This window comes from Vreelandella hamiltonii (assembly GCF_014651775.1).
GTDB lineage: Bacteria > Pseudomonadota > Gammaproteobacteria > Pseudomonadales > Halomonadaceae > Vreelandella > Vreelandella hamiltonii.
In genome coordinates this window covers 98,289-113,484 of record NZ_BMXN01000009.1, presented here as the reverse complement: position 1 = coordinate 113,484, position 15,196 = coordinate 98,289, and the positions used below count along the sequence as shown (strand labels likewise).

15 protein-coding genes are annotated in these 15,196 nt (G+C 62.2%); 10 read left to right on the top strand and 5 right to left on the bottom strand.

Annotated features, from left to right (window positions below):
• Positions 1 to 71 precede the first annotated feature (71 nt).
• Positions 72 to 1,643, bottom strand: coding sequence for an ABC transporter substrate-binding protein (locus IE091_RS09990; RefSeq protein WP_189463570.1), 1,572 nt, complete (start codon positions 1,641 to 1,643; stop codon positions 72 to 74).
• Between the two features lie 288 nt (positions 1,644 to 1,931).
• On the opposite strand from IE091_RS09990, the gene IE091_RS09985 reads away from it, so the two are divergent.
• The gene (locus tag IE091_RS09985; protein ID WP_189463569.1) at positions 1,932 to 2,417 is read left to right on the top strand and encodes a hypothetical protein; all 486 of its coding nucleotides are present in this window, start codon (positions 1,932 to 1,934) and stop codon (positions 2,415 to 2,417) included.
• Between the two features lie 24 nt (positions 2,418 to 2,441).
• Here the strand turns inward: IE091_RS09985 and IE091_RS09980 are convergent, their stop codons facing one another.
• Positions 2,442 to 2,831: a glutaredoxin family protein gene (locus tag IE091_RS09980; protein ID WP_189463568.1), complete on the bottom strand. Its 390-nt coding sequence runs from the start codon at positions 2,829 to 2,831 to the stop codon at positions 2,442 to 2,444.
• A gap of 220 nt (positions 2,832 to 3,051) precedes the next feature.
• Here IE091_RS09980 and mpl point away from each other — a divergent pair, with 220 nt between their 5' ends.
• The 3 genes from mpl to IE091_RS09965 all read left to right on the top strand — a co-directional run bounded on the left by mpl (position 3,052) and on the right by IE091_RS09965 (position 5,764).
• Positions 3,052 to 4,452 (top strand): UDP-N-acetylmuramate:L-alanyl-gamma-D-glutamyl-meso-diaminopimelate ligase, encoded by a 1,401-nt coding sequence (mpl, locus tag IE091_RS09975; protein WP_189463567.1) that lies wholly within the window; start codon positions 3,052 to 3,054, stop codon positions 4,450 to 4,452.
• Positions 4,445 to 5,059 (top strand): flavin prenyltransferase UbiX, encoded by a 615-nt coding sequence (locus tag IE091_RS09970; protein WP_189463566.1) that lies wholly within the window; start codon positions 4,445 to 4,447, stop codon positions 5,057 to 5,059. Before mpl ends, IE091_RS09970 begins: the two co-directional genes overlap by 8 nt.
• A gap of 84 nt (positions 5,060 to 5,143) precedes the next feature.
• Positions 5,144 to 5,764, top strand: a complete 621-nt coding sequence (locus IE091_RS09965) for a LysE family translocator (protein ID WP_039179741.1) — start codon at positions 5,144 to 5,146, stop codon at positions 5,762 to 5,764.
• Between the two features lie 37 nt (positions 5,765 to 5,801).
• Here the strand turns inward: IE091_RS09965 and IE091_RS09960 are convergent, their stop codons facing one another.
• From IE091_RS09960 to IE091_RS09950, 3 genes are read right to left on the bottom strand one after another with little or no spacing between them, the layout of a single operon-like run.
• Complete coding sequence (locus IE091_RS09960; RefSeq protein WP_189463565.1) at positions 5,802 to 7,199, bottom strand: bifunctional DedA family/phosphatase PAP2 family protein; 1,398 nt, start codon at positions 7,197 to 7,199, stop codon at positions 5,802 to 5,804.
• Between the two features lie 18 nt (positions 7,200 to 7,217).
• Positions 7,218 to 8,144 (bottom strand): diguanylate cyclase domain-containing protein, encoded by a 927-nt coding sequence (locus tag IE091_RS09955; protein ID WP_039179747.1) that lies wholly within the window; start codon positions 8,142 to 8,144, stop codon positions 7,218 to 7,220.
• Complete coding sequence (locus IE091_RS09950; RefSeq protein ID WP_096922821.1) at positions 8,141 to 8,995, bottom strand: hypothetical protein; 855 nt, start codon at positions 8,993 to 8,995, stop codon at positions 8,141 to 8,143. Before IE091_RS09950 ends, IE091_RS09955 begins: the two co-directional genes overlap by 4 nt.
• A gap of 149 nt (positions 8,996 to 9,144) precedes the next feature.
• Between IE091_RS09950 and IE091_RS09945 the strand changes: the two genes are divergently transcribed.
• The 6 genes from IE091_RS09945 (at position 9,145) to rodA (ending at position 15,193) form a co-directional block, all read left to right on the top strand.
• Entirely contained in the window at positions 9,145 to 10,452 is a 1,308-nt protein-coding gene (locus IE091_RS09945; RefSeq protein ID WP_096922822.1) for a glutamate-5-semialdehyde dehydrogenase, read from the top strand.
• Positions 10,449 to 11,099 carry a nicotinate-nucleotide adenylyltransferase gene (nadD, locus tag IE091_RS09940; protein ID WP_039179756.1) on the top strand — a complete coding sequence of 217 codons (651 nt, stop codon included), beginning with the start codon at positions 10,449 to 10,451 and terminating at the stop codon, positions 11,097 to 11,099. The genes IE091_RS09945 and nadD overlap by 4 nt, the downstream gene beginning before the upstream one ends.
• Before the next feature lie 107 nt (positions 11,100 to 11,206).
• Positions 11,207 to 11,593 carry a ribosome silencing factor gene (rsfS, locus tag IE091_RS09935; protein ID WP_096922824.1) on the top strand — a complete coding sequence of 129 codons (387 nt, stop codon included), beginning with the start codon at positions 11,207 to 11,209 and terminating at the stop codon, positions 11,591 to 11,593.
• On the top strand, positions 11,590 to 12,057 hold the full coding sequence (rlmH, locus tag IE091_RS09930) for a 23S rRNA (pseudouridine(1915)-N(3))-methyltransferase RlmH (protein WP_144983136.1): 468 nt from the start codon (positions 11,590 to 11,592) through the stop codon (positions 12,055 to 12,057). Before rsfS ends, rlmH begins: the two co-directional genes overlap by 4 nt.
• A 65-nt stretch (positions 12,058 to 12,122) precedes the next feature.
• A complete protein-coding gene (mrdA, locus tag IE091_RS09925) occupies positions 12,123 to 14,030 on the top strand; it encodes a penicillin-binding protein 2 (protein ID WP_189463564.1) in 1,908 nt (635 codons plus the stop codon).
• Positions 14,030 to 15,193, top strand: a complete 1,164-nt coding sequence (rodA, locus tag IE091_RS09920) for a rod shape-determining protein RodA (protein ID WP_422822527.1) — start codon at positions 14,030 to 14,032, stop codon at positions 15,191 to 15,193. Before mrdA ends, rodA begins: the two co-directional genes overlap by 1 nt.
• Positions 15,194 to 15,196: the final 3 nt, after the last annotated feature.

Here is a 15,196-nt window from a genome sequence, read left to right as displayed (position 1 = left end):
GCACGACGCTTCGCCCTCCAGAATCCTGGAGAGCGAAGCGTCCTTGCGTGGGTTATGTCGTTAAGGGGTGATTAACGCGTAATCACCAGATCGCCCAGGTAGGGGAAGTCGGTGGCGTTGACCACCGGCTCGATGTCGATGCCGTCAGCGGCGGCATAGGCCAGGTTCTGCCAATGCAGCATGATGAAACCAACGTCTTCGTACAGCATGGCTTCGGCTTCACGCAGCATTTCACCACGTTTTTCCAGGTCGGTTTCGCTGTCGGCCTGGGTTACCAGCGCATCGATTTCTTCGTTGCAGTAGCTGCCGTAGTTGTACTGACCGGCACCGCTCTCGGTGTCGATGCAGAACGACAGGTACTGGAAGAAGTTGGCGGTGTCTTCGGTGTCCGAGTGCCAGCCGATCATGGCAATGTCGGATTGACGCGTGTCGTACTCCGGCCAGTACTGGGCCAGCGGCATGGTGCGCAGGTTAACGTTGATGTTGATACGCGCCAGCATGTTGGCTACGGCCTGGGCAATCTGCGCATCGTTCACGTAGCGGTTGTTCGGGGCGATCATGTCGACGCTGAAGCCCTCTTCGTAGCCCGCTTCCGCCATCAACTCCTGAGCACGCTCCAGATCGTAACGAGGTACCAGGTCCGCGTTATAGCCGGAGTAGCCTTCCGGTGAGAACTGACCCGCGGGCGTTGCAAAGCCACGCATCAGACGGTCGGCAATGCCTTCCTGGTTGATGGCCAGGTCGACGGCCTGACGCACGCGTGCATCCTGGAAAGCCTCGACGCGCTCTTCATTCAGCTGGAAGCCGATGATACGCGTACCGGGGATTTCAACCAGATTGGCGCCTTGTGCATCGCGCACACGGTCCAGGTCGTTGGGCGGTACGGCATCGATGAAGTCAACGCCGCCAGACAGCAGGGCCGCCACGCGGGAGGCGTTTTCGGCAATCGGCGTTAACACGATTTCAGAAACGTTGCCTTCGCTTTCGGTATCCCAGTAGTCTTCAAAACGTTTGAAGTCAACGCGGACACCCTGGCGACGGTCAGTGACGATGAACGGGCCGGTGCCTGATACGTTGCGTGAAGCGAAGGAGTTACCCGCTTTAATGATTTCGGCTTTGTCGTTACCGTCTTCGGTTTCGCCTGTGTAGAACTCGCTATCCATGGGGAAGATGTAGGTGGCCAGGTTCAACAGCAGCGGGTAAGGCGCGGTGGTGGTGATTTCGATGGTGTAGTCATCGACCGCTTCGGCGCTGGCGATCGGCTCGAAAATGGCGCGATAATCCGGGCTCTCTTTCAAGCGCTCGATGGTCCAGACCACGTCCTTGGCAGTGAACGGGTTACCGGAATGGAAGGTAACGCCTTCACGCAGGGTCATGCGTACATGGGTGTCGTCTACTTGTTCCCACTCGGTGGCCAGACGCGGTTCGAACTGGAAGTCCTTGGTCCAGCGCACCAGGGGGTCGAATGACAAATGCGAGAAGCGCAGGACACCGCCAGAAAGCTGTTCGTGCAGGTCGAGGGTTTCAGGGTCGGCCGAGTAACCGATGCGCAGGGTTTCTGCACTGGCAGTCAGCGGCAGTAGTGCGGTGCCTGCCATGGCAGCACCCACGACAGTGGCCAGTAGTGTCTTTTTCAGCGTCATGATCGTTCCCATGTGTATTGTTTATTGTTCGTTTTGTCGACGGATGGCCCATCCACAAAACAGACACGGTCAGCTCGTAAGCTATCCTGACAACATAGAGACAGGTGGTTGTGACACACAATCGAAATAATGACAGGCCTCATTCATCTACTGAATGATCGGGGCTGGCGCGGCCGCCACGGCATCTGCTGTAAGACTAAAGTCGTGATCATGCGGTCGTGCAAAAGTGCCCGGCAGGTAAGCCACAAGGGAAAGGTAATGAAAATACAAGGTGTTAAACCGTTACTAATGACTGTTTTGCTGGCCATGACAGGCTGGGCGGCTGCCAGCGAGCTAGCTGCAGGGATCACAGGGACGCTGGATGGAGAGGACCAGCAGTGGTTTATCCTCGATCCCAGCAGCGAGCCCAGTGCCACGTTCATCGAAGAGGGAGACCGTTGGGTGGTGGAGATGACCGGCTACCGGGACCCGGAGAAATGGGCGGCCCGAGATGCGCTGGTCATTCAGTTGGTGCTGGCCGACGAGCGGCTCACCGATGCCCGAGTGCTGCACCTGATCGGCGATGCCGTTCACCCGCCGTATTACACGGCCACCGATGACGAGCTGACCGTGGTGCTTGCTCGGGTGGAGCGCGAAGGCAGCCGGTTACATCTTCAGGGCACCCTCGAGGGGCCGCTGGCGCTACAGCATAGCCCGGAGGCTGACCCTCTTGTGGAAGAGGGTGTTAGCCTAGCCGTCACGTTCGACGTGACGGCCCGCAAGGTCGAGTTTTGACGTGGCAGGTGCTAAAGCACCCAATCAGGCCCCAAAGCGCTGATGCAGCCAGCGATTGATCTCATCGGACTCATAGAGCCACTCTTCACGACCATCTTCATGGGCGATGCGCAGGCAGGGCACTTTGACCTTGCCGCCGCCTTCCAGCAGGGACTGCTTGTGGTCCGGGTCCAACTGGGCATCGCGCAGTTCGATCTTCAAACCAAGCCGCGCCATCTCCTTGCGTACCTTGATGCAGAAAGGGCAGCTACGAAACTGATACAGCGCCAATGCCTCACAGGCCGCGTCGACCTCAGCCTGCTCCTCGGCGCTGCGCTCCACCGAGCGCGGCGTGGAGAGTTTTTCCGACACTAGCATCACCGGGGCCAGCAGCACGCGAAGGCCACGGAAAAAGTAACGAACGATAATGCGCATGATAAAAGCTCCTCTCGCCAGCGCAGCGGGGTGTTTAAGGCATGATAGGTGCCGCATCCTGCATCAAAAGCCACCCGTTGTCACTTTCCTGCCCTGATACCGGGTGTCGCGAAGGGAACCAGATGAGCTGGCGTCCCGGGCATGATAATCTTTCCCCTAATGTATGCATTTAGGCTGATATTTCAGTCCGTTGTCAGGGTCATGGAAGGAGCGCTCGCCCATGCGTTTACATGTGATTGGTATCTGCGGCACCTTTATGGGCAGTCTTGCGCTGTTGGCCCGAGAGTTGGGGCACGAGGTGAGTGGGTCGGATGCGAACGTGTATCCGCCCATGAGCACTCAGCTCGCCGAGGCGGGCATCACGCTGATGGAGGGGTATCGCGCCGACAACCTGCAGGGCCCGTTGGACCTGGTAGTGGTGGGCAACGCTCTCTCGCGCGGTAATCCGGAAGTCGAGGCGCTGCTTGATAGCGGCCTGCGCTACACCTCGGGTGCCCAGTGGCTGGCGGAGTACGTGCTGCCGGGCCGCCGGGTCATTGCCGTGGCGGGCACCCACGGCAAGACCACCACGGCCAGCCTGTTGGCCTGGCTGCTGGAGAGCGCAGGCCTGGAGCCCGGCTTTCTGATTGGCGGTGTGCCGCGCAACTTTGGCGTCTCGGCCAGGCTAGGAGGCGCAGCAGCACCGTTCGTGGTCGAGGCGGACGAGTACGATACGGCCTTTTTCGACAAGCGCTCCAAGTTCGTGCACTACCGCCCGACGATCGCCGTGATGAACAACCTCGAATTCGACCACGCCGATATTTTTCCCGACCTGGCCGCCATCGAACGCCAGTTCCACCACCTGGTGCGTACCGTGCCAGGCAAGGGGCATCTGCTGGTGGCTGACCAGCAGCCCGCGCTGGATCGTGTGCTGGCCATGGGCAGCTGGAGCCCGGTCACCCGCTTTGGCAGCGAAGCCGGCAGCCAGTGGCAGCTGCGCCTAGAGCATGCCGACGCCAGCCGCTTTCAGGTGCTGTATAGCCGTGAGCAGGACGAGGAGGACGGCGTGGTGGAGTGGTCGCTCACGGGGGAGCACAACGCTCGCAATGCTTTGGCCGCTTTGGCGGCCGCACGGCTGTGCGGGGTGAACCTGCCGCGTGCCTGCGCGGCGCTGGCACGCTTCCAGACGCCCCGTCGTCGCCAGGAGGTGCGTGGCGAGGTCAACGGCATTCAGGTGATCGACGACTTTGCCCACCATCCCACCGCCATTGCCGCCACGCTGCAGGGCTTGCGTGCCGCCACACCGCGGGGGCGGCTGCTGGCCGTGATCGAGCCGCGCTCCAACACCATGCGGCTGGGCGCGCTGCGTGAACGTCTGAACGACAGCGTTGCCGATGCGGATCACAGCTTCTGGTTCCAGCCTGCTGGCGTGGAGTGGTCGATGGACTCTCTGGTAGAGGCGCAAGGGTCGCGGGCGTCGCTGTATCGGGATATCGATGCATTGGTACAGGCAGTGGTCGCCCAGGCGTCACCGCTCGACCGGATCGTGGTGATGTCCAACGGTGGTTTCGATGGTGTTCATGAGCGCCTGTTGGCGGCGCTGACAGCGGCAAACCCTGCAACAGGAGTATCCGATGAGTGAGTTCAACCCCCCTGTGACGGTGGCGCTGACGGGCGCTTCGGGGGCCCAGTATGGCCTGCGCTTGATCGACGTGCTGGTCGAGGCGGGCCATGAAGTGTGGGTCATGATCTCCAAGGCGGCCCATATGGTCATTGCCACGGAAACGGAGGTATCGCTGCCTGCTCAGCCTCAGCGACTGGAGGAGGCCCTGGTGGCGCAAAGCGGTGCCAGGCCCGGACAAATTCGCTGCTTTGGGCGTGAAGACTGGATGGCCCCCGTGGCCTCGGGCTCCGGCGCGTCTTCCGCCATGGTGATCTGCCCGTGTTCCTCCGGCACCCTCTCTGCGGTGGCCACCGGGGCCAGCAACAACCTGATCGAGCGTGCCGCCGATGTGGCGATCAAGGAGCGGCGCACGCTGGTCATGGTGCCCAGGGAGAGTCCTTTTTCTCCCATTCACCTGGAGCACATGCTGACCTTGAGTCGCCTGGGCGTGGTGATCCTGCCTGCCGCACCCGGGTTCTATCATCGCCCCCAGTCCATGGAGGATCTGATCGATTTCATCGTCGCGCGGATTCTCAACCAGCTGGGCATCGAGCACCGCTTGATGCCACGCTGGGGCGAAGGGTAATCCCGGCGGTGCCACAGCCCTTTTGTGTTTGCGATTCGCCATCTCACTGACTTTCGTCACCGTTCATCACAAGGAAGCGTCACCATGTCCTGGGCTACTCTATCGGTCTTCGTGCCAACCTTTCTATTCGTATCGCTGACTCCCGGCATGTGCATGACGCTGGCCATGGTGCTGGGGATGACCCAGGGGGTGAAGCGTACGCTCTGGATGATGATCGGTGAGTTGATTGGCGTGGGGCTGGTGGCCGCGGCGGCAGGGGCAGGGGTGGCCGCGTTGATGTTGCGCCAGCCTGAGCTGTTCACTGCGTTCAAGTGGATTGGTGGGGCTTACCTGGCGTATCTGGGGGTGATGATGTGGCGCTCGCGGGGGCGCATGGCCATTCCCAGCGAGCTGGACACAGGGCCGCCTGCAGGCCGCTGGCAGTTGGCCATGCAGGGGCTGGTGACCGCCGTGGCCAATCCCAAGGGCTGGGCATTTTTCATGGTGCTGCTGCCGCCGTTTCTGGACAGCAGCCGCCCGCTGGCCCCCCAGCTCAGCCTGTTGATCGCGTTGATCCTGGTCATCGAGTTCGGCAGCATGCTGGTGTATGCCACGGGAGGCAAGACGCTGCGTCGTGTGCTGGGCAAAAGCGGTAACGTACGCCTGCTGAACCGCATTGCCGGGACGCTGATGTTTGGCGTGGGCGCGTGGCTGGCGCTGGGCTGATCACGCCAGCCCGTGCCAGACACGCTTTGCCGCGCCCTCAAATCGGTCCGAACAGCAACATTCTCGCGCTCACCAGCAGCAGCGATGCTCCTGTGAGCGTCACCCAGGGGATGGGTGGTAGCGGCGTGCGATAGCGCCGCTGCCAGTTGAGCTGAACCAGAGCGCAAACCACCAGCCCCATGAGCGCGCCTCCCACCAGATCACTCAGCCAGTGCACGCCCAGAGCCAAGCGCGAGAGCGCCATCGGCAGCGTGACGACAATGGCCATCCAGTAGACCCAGGCACGCCGCTGGCGAGGCAGCCGCGCGGCCATCACGGCGGCCGCCAGCCCGATCATCACCACCCAGGTAGAGGTGTGCGCGCTGGGGTAGGCGTATGAGCCGGTCAGGTGGTCCGGGGTGGTGGGGCGTGCCCGGGCGAACAGTGCCTTGCCTGCGGTGTTGATCAGGGCAATGCCGCCAAGGGCCAGAGCCCCATGCAGCAGTGCATCGAAGCGTTTGACCACCAGCAGCCAGCACGCCCACGGGCTCACCAGGGCCACGATGCCCGCCTTGTCACCGATCATGGCCAATAGCAGGCTGGCGTGGGCAAGCCAGGGGGAGTCGAGCCAGTCGAATAGCCGCTGGGCTTCCAGATCGACCGTCAACGGCGTCACATGGTGCATCACGTACAGCGTCCAGGCGGAGGCCCCGGTGATCGCGGTAATGAGCAGCAGCAGGGAACCCAGCGGCACTTCCCCCGAACGGCTCATGGCCAACCAGGGGCGACGCATGATCGGAATGCGCCGCACGATGCGTGCCAGCGCAAAATAGATGCGCCCCTGGCGGTCCACCTGGGCGCGCCCCCATGAAAACACCACGGCCAATACCACCACCGTGGCGGCAATCAGGATGACGGCCATTTCCACGTTCGTGGGCAGGTTCAGCCGCTGCTGCCAGGTATGCCCGACCAGATAGCCAGGCAGTACATAGGCGGGAGCCCAGAGCGCTGCCGAGGTAATGTTTGCCCAGGCGAAGGTGCGTGCCGGCATTTGCATCATGCCGGCCACCAGCGGGATCACCGGGCGGACAGGCCCGACGAAGCGGCCAATGAAGACCGAGTAGACCCCATAACGTTCGAAAAAGCGTGCCCCACGACCCACCCACTCGGGGTGAAGCGACAGCGGCCAGCGGGACAACACCGCCTCACGATGCCGATAGCCCAGATAGTAGCTGACGCTGTCGCCGATGATCGCGCCAATGAACGCCGCGCCAATCAGCCAGGGCAGGTCGAGCCCTTGGTGGCCCGCCAAGGTGGCAGCCGCAGTCATCAATACGACCCCGGGGACCAGCAGGCCAATGAGTGCCAGCGACTCGACCAGGGCGATACCCAACACCAGAAGCAGCAGCAAAGGAGGGGAAAGAGTAAGAGAGAGCAGGGTATCGACAATCGCCAAGAGTGACTCCGTCTGCGGTTATAAATGGGTAATGGATTCTGCGCGTGCTTCCAGACGCTGCAAGTAGCGCTCGAAGCTCTCCTTGCGCATGGGCAGGCAAGTGGCGAGCCGTGCTTCCAATTGGCCTGTTTCCACCAATACGCGCCGTGACAGGGCGCGCTGAAGGCGCTCTTTCACGAGTAGCGCGCCGCTTTCACTGGTATCGGGCAGGACCAGCCAGAAGGTCGCACTGCCCGCACGGCCCAGAATGTCGTGATCACGGCAGCGGCTATTGACCTCGCTGCACAGCGCGCCCAGCAGCGCGGTCTTGGCGCGTTGGCCAAACTGCTCCTCTGCCATGTCCAGCTGCGGCAAGTGCAGCACCAGCACGGCCAGCCGCTTGTTGAGCATTGCGGCGCGCTGAAACTCATTCCTGAGGCGCTCCTTCAGCGTATCGATATGGTACGCATCGCAATCGTTGTCGTTGGGGTCGGTTGCCCTCAACAGCGCCTTGCGCCGGGCGTGCTCCCACGGGGGAAGCGCCAGCAGCAGGGTCAGTGCGGCGAACCCCAGCGCAGTTTCTCCCTGCAGTGCGGGCAGTTGCCAGCCTATCACGACCATGGCCATCAGGTTGATGGCCAGGGCTCCCCACAGCGGCAGCAGTATGAACGCGGCGGCCAACGGCAGCCCCAGCCAATGCAGTGACAGGTTGGCATGGGTGAGCACCGCGTGCACGACGACCAGAAACAGGCTGCCCAGCAGCAAAAGGCGCGGCAGGCACGATTTGACCCCCTGGCCCAGGTGCATCATCAGGCTGGCCAGCAGCAGGGTCGTCATGAACAGCGGTACCAGAAGCTCTCGGTAGCTGCCGATGGCATAAAGCCAGGCAGTGTAAGCACAGATGATGATCAGGCCCGCGCCGTAGGCCAGGCCCATCAGCCGTTTGGGGGGCTGGCTGGTGGTCATGTGATGTCGCTCGGCCGCTGTTTGCCCATCTGGGCAAGGGCCTCCAGGGTGAGCGCTTCCAGCTCCAGCTCCATCAAGGGCATGGGCTGGCAAACGGCGTGTTCGGGCAGCGCGGCACACAGCAAATGACGACGATGTTCGGCTTCACGGGGCGTCTTGGAAAGCATCAGCGTGGCCAGGGTCGTGGCATTGAGGCGATAAACGTTTTCGAAACTGTAAACCAGGCTGCACAGCTTGTGAGCCGCCGGCCAGAGCTGGTGGAGCCGGAGATGAATGACCAGCACTTCGGCGTGAATGGCTTCTCGTTCGGAGCGTGTCTGCTCCTTGGTCAAATCACGCAGCAGTTGCTCCCCTGCCCATAGGTTGAGCCCCGGAATCAGCCGCAGGCGCTGGCGCATGGTGCCGCTCAAGTGCACCAGCAGGTAAGTCCGTGCCATGGCCAGCAGGCACAGCGTCCCCAAGGATGCCACCAGCAGGCACCACTCTGGCAGGGTGAGCAGTGGCTGGATGATCAGGCAGGCCAGCAGGGCAGCGCAGACATTGAAGGTGGCCACCCAGCGGGGTTGTGGCAGCATGAACACTGCGCCCCAGGCCCATATCAGCAACAGGTGACGCTCAGGGGCAACGGCAATCAGCGACAGCAGGAGCGTACCGGCCAGCAACTGCCAAGGCAGCCCTCGCGAGCGTCGATGGCTGAAGTCGAGCAGTAGCGCCGTAATGAACAGCCAGGCCACGGCCAGCCATAGCGCAATGGCGGCTGCCAGCGGCGCGGTGGGTGTCCAGAAGGCCAGCGCGACGGCGGCAGCGAACAACGTCGCCCTCAGCGGGCTGATTTTGTATTTGCTTTGCATGGTGGCTTACTATCTGGCTGATAAACGAGGGTTACTCGGCCGTAGCATAACGCATTGCTTGGCTCGAACCTGTCAATCCCTCAGTATAATGCCCTCATGGCGTAATATAAGCCTACCTACTTTCAGTATTGCTTACACAGGGAGATCCCATGCGCAGCGCTGACGCATTCCAACAAGACGCCCAACACCATCTGGCGGCCGGCGATGTGGCTCGTTACATGGTGGCCGTGGGGCAGGGGGCCAGGGCGGCGGCCAGCGTATTGCGCCGTGCCGATACCCAGGCCAAGAATCAGGCGCTGTATGCCATGGCGAAGCGCCTTGAGGCGTCGCGCGGCGAGATCATGAAGGCCAATCAGGAGGACATGCAGCGGGGCCGGGACAATGGCCTTGATAGCGCGCTGCTGGACCGCCTGGCGCTCAATGACGCGCGGATCGATGCCATGATCGAGGGGCTGCATCAAGTGGCGGCGCTGCCGGACCCGGTCGGTGCCATCGATGGCATGAGCTACCGGCCCAGCGGTATCCAGGTCGGCAAGATGCGGGTTCCGCTGGGGGTGATCGGCATCATTTACGAATCGCGCCCCAACGTCACCCTGGAAGCCGCCAGCCTGTGTCTCAAGTCCGGCAATGCCTGCGTATTGCGCGGAGGCTCGGAAGCCAGTGCATCCAATGCGGCCCTGAGCCGATGCATTCAGGCAGGCTTGGCGGACGCGGGCCTGCCCGAGGGCAGCGTTCAGGTCGTTGCTACCACGGATCGCGCCGCGGTGGGTGAGATGATAAGCATGCCCGAGTATGTCGATGTGATTATCCCGCGTGGCGGCAAGTCCTTGATCGAGCGCATTTCGCGGGAAGCGCGTGTCCCGGTGATCAAGCACCTGGATGGCGTTTGCCATGTGTACATCGATACCACCGCCGACCCTGCCAAGGCGCTGGCCATCGCACTGAACGCCAAGACCCACCGCTACGGCACCTGCAACACCATGGAAACCCTGCTGGTGGATGCCCCGGTTGCCGATCTTCTGCTGCCGGAGCTGGCGCGTGCCTACGCCGAGCACCAGGTAGAGCTGCGCGGCTGCGAGCGGACGCGGGCGCTGTTGCCCCAGGCGCTGGCAGCAACCGAGGAGGACTGGCACGCGGAGTACCTCGCCCCGGTCCTGGCCATCAAGGTGGTAGATGGCGTGGACGAAGCGATCGAACACATCGAACGATACGGCTCCCACCATACCGATGCCATCGTCACGCAGGATTACACGCTGGCGCGCCGTTTCATGGCCGAAGTGGACTCCAGCTCGGTGATCGTCAACGCCTCGACACGCTTTGCCGATGGGTTCGAGTACGGCCTGGGGGCGGAGATCGGGATTTCCACCGACAAGCTGCACGCCCGTGGCCCGGTCGGCCTGGAAGGCCTGACCACGCAGAAATACATCGTGTTCGGAGACGGCCAGGTTCGCCAATGAGCCAGCGTATCGGCATGTTTGGTGGCACCTTCGACCCGGTGCACAACGGCCATCTACGCAGTGCCCTGGAAGTGCGTGACGCGCTGGGCCTGGAAGTGCTGCACATGGTGCCTGCGCCGCAGCCACCGCTGCGCGGTGTGCCGCAGGTATCGCCGCAGCAGCGCTTGGCCCTGCTGGAAGCAGGCATCGCGGATACCCCTGGCCTGCTGGCCGATGGCCGTGAGCTACGCCGAGCAGGCCCCTCTTATAGTGTGGATACGCTGACGGAGCTGCGCGACCTCTACGGCCCCTCGGCCCGACTGGTGATGGTGATCGGCATGGATGCTTTTTTGCGGCTCCATCAGTGGGACCGTGCCGAGCGTCTTTGGGCGCTAGGGCACGTCGTGGTGATCGCTCGGCCCGGGTACAGCAACGATTGGCCAGCACCGCTGAAGGAACTGGTGGGCAATCGCGAAGTCTACAGCGTCGAGACGATGATGCAGCAGGCTCAAGGGCATCTGTTGGTACTGGAGTTGCCCTCCCTAATGGCCATCTCCGCGACCTACATTCGCCAGCGCCTGCAAGCAGGTGAAAGCGTGCGCTATTTACTGCCCCACGCGGTGGAAACGGCCATTTTGCAACAGGGCTGGTATCAAAGCAGCGAATAGCGCTGGCAGTCGTGAAAGAAGCCGTTACAATGGCCGCCTCAAACGCCCGTTGCCAATGGCGGGCGTCTATCATCGTCAGGTCAATAATGGGGTTGTCGTCAGGAGTCATGCACATCGATACATTGAAAAACCTAGCCATCGAAGCGCTAGAAGAACTTAAAGCTCGTGATATTACGCAGTTGGACGTGTCGAAATTGACCGAGGTCACCGACCTCATGTTGATTGCCAGCGGTACGTCTACCCGTCATGTGGCAGCACTGGCGCAGAATCTCGTCGAGAAAGCCAAGGCTGCCGGTCTGCACCCTCGCGGTGTCGAAGGCGGTGAGAACGCGGATTGGGTGTTGGTCGATCTGGGTGACATCGTCGTTCATGTCATGCTTCCCGAAGCGCGCGCGCTGTATGACCTCGAGCGTCTGTGGGCAGACCTGCCCAACGATGCGGGCGCCATCGGCGATGCACTGCGTCAGGTCGAAGAGCGAGCCTCCATGTCATGAAGGTTCGGCTGTTGGCGGTGGGAACCAAAATGCCTGCCTGGGTGGAACAAGGCGTGGAGACCTACCGCAAACGGCTACCGCGTGATTTTGCCCTGGAAATCGAAGAGATCGCGCTGGGCCAGCGCGGCAAGAATGCCGACATCGCCAAAGCACGAGCTCAAGAAGCCCAGCGGATCCGCGACAAGCTGCGCGGCGATGAAATCGTCGTGGCTCTCGAAGTCAAGGGCAAGCCCTGGACCACGGAGCAGCTTGCCCAGCAGGCCGATGCCTGGCGAATGTCTGGCCAGGACGTGGTGCTGCTGGTCGGCGGGCCCGATGGGCTGGAGCCTTCTCTCTCGGCCATGGCCGACAAGGCCTGGTCGCTGTCACCGCTGACACTGCCGCACCCGCTGGTGCGGATCATGCTCGCCGAACAGCTCTATCGGGCATGGACCCTGCTCGTGGGTCACCCTTATCACCGTTAGAAGTTACCTGTTGTCGACCCTTGTGGCCGTTGCGTTCATCGTTTGATTGAGAGTTGTCTGTTGCCATGCCCAAGCGCCGTGACACGCTAAAGAACCCTGAGCAAGAGCTGCGTATCTTCCGTGTTCGGTCGCTGCTGGCAGTGTTCGTGGTCATCGTCTTGACCGGTTTGCTGGTCGGTCGGCTGGGGTATCTGCAAATCGTCCAGCACGACCTCTACAGCACCCGCTCCGAGAAAAACCGCGTGCGGGTCGAGCCGCTGCCGCCCAATCGCGGGTTGATCTACGACCGTAACGGCGCCCTGCTGGCAGAAAATCGACCGACCTACAACCTGACGCTGGTGCGTGAGCGTGTCGACAGCCTGGAGGATACCCTGGCGCTGCTGGTGGAACTTCTGGAGCTGCCGGAAGAAGAGATCGAGGCCTTCAACGTTCGTTCCCGCCAGCGCCAGCGGCCGTTTCAGCCCGCGCTGCTGATGAGCGATCTGAGTGAAGAGCAGATTGCCCGCCTGGCGATCAATCGCCACCGCCTGCCCGGGGTCGAGGTAGAAGCCCAGCTGCTGCGTTACTACCCGGATGCCGAAATGATGGCCCATGCGCTGGGCTATGTGGGGCGGATCAATGCCGAAGAGCTGCAAACCCTGGACACCGGCCGCTACGCAGGCACCCACTTTATCGGTAAGACCGGAGTGGAGCGTTTTTACGAGTCGGAATTGCACGGCCAGGCGGGCCTTCGCAAGGTCGAAACCAACGCCCGTGGCCGGGTGCTGCGCGAGCTGGGGCGCACCGACCCGGTACCCGGTGCCAACCTGACCCTGACCCTGGACCGATCGCTTCAGATGCTTGCCTACGAGCTGCTGGAGGGTAGGCGAGGCTCCATCGTGGCCATCGTGCCGCGCACCGGGGAAATTCTGGCCATGGTGTCGACGCCTGGTTTTGATAGCAACCAGTTCGTCACCGGGATCGATGTGGCGTCTTACCGCGCCCTGCAGGAAGACATCGACCTGCCGCTGTTCAACCGCGCCATTCGTGGCCACTACCCCCCGGGTTCCACCATCAAGCCGTTTCTGGCGCTGGCAGGACTGGTGGAAGGGGTGATCACCCCGGACAGCACCATCAATGACCCGGGCTTCTATCAATTGCCCAATGATTCTCGCCGCTATCGTAACTGGCTGCGTTGGGGGCACGGGCGTGTCGATATGGAGCGCTCCATTGCCGTGTCGAACAACACTTATTATTACTCCCTGGCTCACGACCTCGGCATTGATCGGCTGCATGATCAGATGTCCAATTTTGGCTTTGGGCAGCGGGTCGCTCACGACGTTCAGGGAGAAAGCACCGGTTTGATGCCTTCTCGTGATTGGAAGCGCGCACGCTTCAACCAGCCCTGGTACCCGGGGGAAACCCTTTCGGTCGGTATCGGTCAGGGGTATTGGCAAATTACCCCGCTGCAACTGGCCAGTGCCACGGCGGCCTTGGCCAACCGTGGTCACTGGGTCAAGCCTCGGCTGGCGCTGCGCATTGGTGAAGACCCCGTCCCGCTGGAACTGCCGGACACGCTACCCAACATCGACCTGGCCAACGAGAACTGGTGGGATCGGGTGTTCAGCGGTATGGAGAAAGTGCTCACCGGCAGCGAAGGAACGGCAAGGCGTACCGGGGTAGGCCTGGAGTATCGTATGGGCGGCAAGTCCGGCACGGCCCAGGTGTTTTCGCTGGGCCAGGATCAGCGCTACAACGCCGAAGAGCTGGAAGAGCGGCTGCGCGACCACTCGCTGTTCATGGCCTTTGCCCCGCTGGAGGAGCCCGAAATTGCCGTGTCGGTGATCGTCGAGAACGCCGGGGGCGGCAGCACCCACGCCGCTCGCATGGCGCGCGCCATGACCGATGCCTGGCTACTGAAAGAAGCAGCCCCAGAGGCCGAGGAAATCAAGGAAGTGCTGGAAGGCGATAACGGCCGCGTGGAGGGTAACTAATGATGCCGCTGCAACTGCTGTCGCGCTCCTGGCGTGGCTACCCGGTTCGTCCGCCCGATAGCGGCATCGCCAGGCGCAAGAGCATTTGGGAGCGTATTCATATCGACCCTTGGCTCGTGGGCCTGCTGCTGGTGCTGATGGCAGGCGGCCTACTGGTGCTCTACAGCGCTTCTGGGCAGCGCATCGACGTCGTGATTGCTCAGGCCATGCGCTTTGGCTTGGCCCTGGTGGGCATGTTCGTGCTGGCACAGTTTTCCCCCACCACGTTTTTGCGCTGGGCGCCGCTGGCCTATGGCGTAGGGCTTGCCATGCTGGTGGCCGTGGAGATTGCTGGCGATATCGGCATGGGAGCCAAGCGCTGGCTGGAAATACCCGGCGTGATTCGCTTCCAGCCCTCTGAAATGATGAAGCTGGCCGTCCCGCTGATGGTAGCGGCTTACCTCAATCGCTGTCAGCTCCCCCCAAGGCTGCGGGACATCGCGGTGTGTGCCCTGATCATTGGCGTGCCGGTGGTCTTGACAGCCATTCAGCCAGATCTAGGCACGGCACTCCTGATGGCCAGCGCGGCGCTGATCGTGGTGCTGCTGGCGGGGCTCTCCTGGCGCTTGATTAGCCTGGTAGTGGCCCTGGCGGCGGCGGGCCTGCCGCTACTGTGGATGAACATGCACAATTACCAGCGCCAGCGGGTGCTGACCTTTCTGGACCCGGAGAGCGATCCGCTTGGCTCCGGCTGGAACATCATCCAGTCCACCACCGCCATCGGTAGCGGTGGCCTGTGGGGCAAGGGCTGGCTGGAGGGCACCCAGTCGCAGCTCGAGTTTCTGCCCGAGCGCCATACCGATTTCATCATCGCGGTGCTGGGAGAGGAGTTTGGCCTGGTCGGGATGCTGCTATTGCTGTTGCTCTACGTGGCCATCGTCGGGCGAGGGCTGTGGCTGGCGGCGGCGTCCCAGGACACGTTCGGGCGTTTGGTGGCGGGCAGCATTATCCTGACATTCTTTATCTACGTGTTTGTCAATGTCGGCATGGTCAGCGGTATTTTACCCGTGGTAGGGGTGCCGCTGCCGCTGGTGAGCTACGGCGGCACCTCCAGCGTGACCTTGCTGGCCGGGTTCGGTATTCTCATGTCGATACACGCCCATCGGCGGCTATTGCCGCGTTGAATG

Bases quoted from the DNA above. Each gene is read 5' to 3' on its own strand.
- IE091_RS09990 (WP_189463570.1), bottom strand. From the start codon at position 1,643: ATGACGCTGAAAAAGACACTACTGGCCACTGTCGTGGGTGCTGCCATG.
- IE091_RS09985 (WP_189463569.1), top strand. From the start codon at position 1,932: ATGACTGTTTTGCTGGCCATGACAGGCTGGGCGGCTGCCAGCGAGCTA.
- IE091_RS09980 (WP_189463568.1), bottom strand. From the start codon at position 2,831: ATGCGCATTATCGTTCGTTACTTTTTCCGTGGCCTTCGCGTGCTGCTG.
- mpl (WP_189463567.1), top strand. From the start codon at position 3,052: ATGCGTTTACATGTGATTGGTATCTGCGGCACCTTTATGGGCAGTCTT.
- IE091_RS09970 (WP_189463566.1), top strand. From the start codon at position 4,445: ATGAGTGAGTTCAACCCCCCTGTGACGGTGGCGCTGACGGGCGCTTCG.
- IE091_RS09965 (WP_039179741.1), top strand. From the start codon at position 5,144: ATGTCCTGGGCTACTCTATCGGTCTTCGTGCCAACCTTTCTATTCGTA.
- IE091_RS09955 (WP_039179747.1), bottom strand. From the start codon at position 8,144: ATGACCACCAGCCAGCCCCCCAAACGGCTGATGGGCCTGGCCTACGGC.
- IE091_RS09950 (WP_096922821.1), bottom strand. From the start codon at position 8,995: ATGCAAAGCAAATACAAAATCAGCCCGCTGAGGGCGACGTTGTTCGCT.
- IE091_RS09945 (WP_096922822.1), top strand. From the start codon at position 9,145: ATGCGCAGCGCTGACGCATTCCAACAAGACGCCCAACACCATCTGGCG.
- nadD (WP_039179756.1), top strand. From the start codon at position 10,449: ATGAGCCAGCGTATCGGCATGTTTGGTGGCACCTTCGACCCGGTGCAC.
- rsfS (WP_096922824.1), top strand. From the start codon at position 11,207: ATGCACATCGATACATTGAAAAACCTAGCCATCGAAGCGCTAGAAGAA.
- rlmH (WP_144983136.1), top strand. From the start codon at position 11,590: ATGAAGGTTCGGCTGTTGGCGGTGGGAACCAAAATGCCTGCCTGGGTG.
- mrdA (WP_189463564.1), top strand. From the start codon at position 12,123: ATGCCCAAGCGCCGTGACACGCTAAAGAACCCTGAGCAAGAGCTGCGT.
- rodA (WP_422822527.1), top strand. From the start codon at position 14,030: ATGATGCCGCTGCAACTGCTGTCGCGCTCCTGGCGTGGCTACCCGGTT.